Source organism: Oleiphilus sp. HI0086, assembly GCF_001635225.1.
This window is the reverse complement of record NZ_LWFZ01000886.1, coordinates 1-2,751: the sequence shown is the minus strand read 5'-3', so window position 1 is coordinate 2,751 and position 2,751 is coordinate 1. Positions and strand designations below refer to the sequence as shown.

4 protein-coding genes are annotated in these 2,751 nt (G+C 41.5%); all 4 read right to left on the bottom strand.

The genetic code is table 11. The features are described 5' to 3' along the window. Positions 1–323 precede the first annotated feature (323 nt). The gene (locus A3756_RS16025) at positions 324–851 is read right to left on the bottom strand and encodes a hypothetical protein (RefSeq protein ID WP_068553902.1); all 528 of its coding nucleotides are present in this window, start codon (positions 849–851) and stop codon (positions 324–326) included. Between the two features lie 505 nt (positions 852–1,356). Next, the gene (locus A3756_RS16020) at positions 1,357–1,605 is read right to left on the bottom strand and encodes a hypothetical protein (RefSeq protein WP_068553900.1); all 249 of its coding nucleotides are present in this window, start codon (positions 1,603–1,605) and stop codon (positions 1,357–1,359) included. A gap of 2 nt (positions 1,606–1,607) precedes the next feature. Further along, a complete protein-coding gene (locus A3756_RS16015; RefSeq protein ID WP_068553898.1) occupies positions 1,608–1,838 on the bottom strand; it encodes a hypothetical protein in 231 nt (76 codons plus the stop codon). A gap of 103 nt (positions 1,839–1,941) precedes the next feature. Beyond that, the coding region (locus A3756_RS16010) for a DUF805 domain-containing protein (RefSeq protein WP_156490529.1) at positions 1,942–2,751 on the bottom strand (810 nt) is incomplete at its 5' end.

Below are 2,751 nucleotides of genomic sequence, written 5' to 3'. Positions count from 1 at the left end.
AGCATAGACTGAAGACAGGCACCACGACGTAATAAGTAAGGTTGGATAGGTTAACGCGTCGCGTTAGCAACCCACGAATACCAGCATGATCACCGTCGAAATTACTTGCTTCATCTGATGCGTTGACGCTTCCCTAACGGGAAGAATGTTAATTAAAAAGAAAGGCTCTGGCCGAGGTTCCGGCAGGATTTTGTGCGGGCCTCTTGACGTGGGGAGTCATACCAACGCCCTGCTAAACGGCGGAGTACAAGTGGCGACTTTTTTGCTGCGGAGCGCGAAAAAGGTGCGACTTGTACGGAGTCCGTTTGAGCTGTTGGTTATAACTATTCACTCCGGTATACGCGTTCAAAGTTTAATGAGGTTGGCCTAGATAAACAGACATTGATCTCATCCAAGTTCCTAACTACACCATTAATAACTTCTAGTTCGTGCCTGGTTTCTTCGTAGAACTCACCTTCACAAAGTTCGTTGATATTTTCGCTTCCAAAATACAAACCATTTACGTCGATATGAACGATATCAAGTTTAGTGATGCTAGCTTTTTCCGAATACTCGTATGTCATATCTACTTCATTGGCAGTGACCCCACTTGGCATGACAACCTCAGGGCCAATTACATATGTACCAGACTCAATAGTTGGCCCTAAATCATCTAAATATTCAATGGTTTTGATAAATACACCATCATTAAGCGACCAAACAAACTCACCTACTCGACCTCCTAACACAACACCATCTGAACGCCATTCACCATTAACCTTAGACTGATTCGTGGTGTTCTCTTTAGAGCCGGACGAACAGCCAACGAGTAAAAAAGTAAGAATATACAAAAGGGGTAAATTGATTTTCATAGCTTCCTTATAGTTATAACGCTTTTATAAACGGCGCACGGCTCTATCGTGCGTCCAACGCAGGCCACGTCTCTTTGTGGCCGGAGTGATGTTTGATGAACTGGTTAGATGTTTTAGAACACCCAACTAGACCAACACCACATTGTGTAGCCGAAGGCGGAACCAGCGTTCTTGACCTTTGGCTACAATAGTTAAGATGAAGACTTTACCGGATTCCCTAGGAACACACCACCGACGAAGCCTCTACAAATAAAAATGTGCCTGAGAAGCTTGAACAGCAGAGCGGAACAGTTGGAAACCGTGCCACCTACCCTAAAAATTTAAACGGAGGAATGCTTAATAAGAACTGAGCATTCCCTGCCGAATATTGAGCCTTAACTCTAAAGGCAAAAAAACATTTAACGCCCAGCTCACCGCGCGTAGTAATGTTGGCGACTTTACTGCGTGTTTTTGCAGGAAAGGTGCAAACATTACGGAGTCCGGTGGAGCTGATGGTTATATGCATTTATGTATAAAGTTCCCATGGCCCAAATATTAACAACGCCAACGCGAATGTTAAACCAAAAAACATGCCCCACAAAATTGAAAAGACTTTTTGGTTAACTGAACGAATAAATGTAACACCGCCCATAATAAAGAAAACCCAAACACCCATTAATATTAATAACCACTGATAAGCAGCAGCCGATACAAGGCTGGCAATTAGAAATGATAACCAGAAATGCTTTTGTGTAGATTTATTTACTATATCCATGGTTACTCTGAGATAGCTATTGCGCTTGTAAGTGATTTGGATTTTTTAAGTGCTCGATAACCTAGCACCATAACAATAATTAAAACCGTACAGCGGCCAAAAATAAAACCTACATCGTACGCGGAAGACTCAGATGTCAGTAAAAAGTAACCGGTTTCGATAAAACCAAGTGCACCAAATAAAACCAAAACTGCACCTAAACCAGCTAGCAAATAACCACCAACTTTTCTCATTTTATTCCCTTAGCGCAGAGTCTGATTTTGCATATAACGCCGCCAGCAGCGGCCGAGTGAAACGAGGTCCAGCGACCGCAGGGAGCGATGCTGGCTGGCCTGGTTATGTGCTCAGGTCAGCCACCTCGGTAATAAGTAAACCCGTTTGTTCGTAAAGGGCTTTTGACATTAACTGATAACTCAGAAAATATTGCTTTTTAATTTCTGCTTTTGGCGTACCCGTTTTTGCAATGGACATATAGTATTTTGATAATGATAGATCAAAACCAACAAACAAGATTTTGGAACCTCTCTTATTATTTCCGATTGTGTTCTTGAAAACCTTGCATAATTCTTGAGCCTTAAGCTTTTCCTTTATAACATCATGCTGGCAACGCAATAAATCAGTATTTTCTTTATCAACTTTGTTCGATTCTACTCGATCCGCTTCAATTTGCGTCGGTGTCTTATGAGAAGCTATTTCTCGGATCTTATCTAGCTTAGGTTTTTTCAAACTTGGCTCTTCACCATATTTGTTTGGCCCCTTGGTGCCAGGTATAAGGAGCAAAAATATTGTGAGTGGAATAGCTAGGCCTGGCAAAAAATAAGTAAGCCCCCAAACTGGATTAACGTTTATATCTCTTAGCCTGCCAAGTGTAGAAAAGAATAAATAAATGAAACAGCCAAAAAGAGCAAGAATGGTAATAAGTATTGGAACACTTTCTCGAAACAAATAAACTAAAGCACTACCAGCAGGCCCATCGGGGTGCCTCTCGCCGCTATTTGACAACATATAAGCCATCAAAAAAACTAAAGGTAAAAACGTCAGTAAATTAGCTAAAGCGTAATCTCTTCTGGTCTTCCTCGCACCTTGCCATATGGGCTGTTGAACAGTTCCAGGATCCTTTCTTTTTAAAAAATAATTTGGTATGTA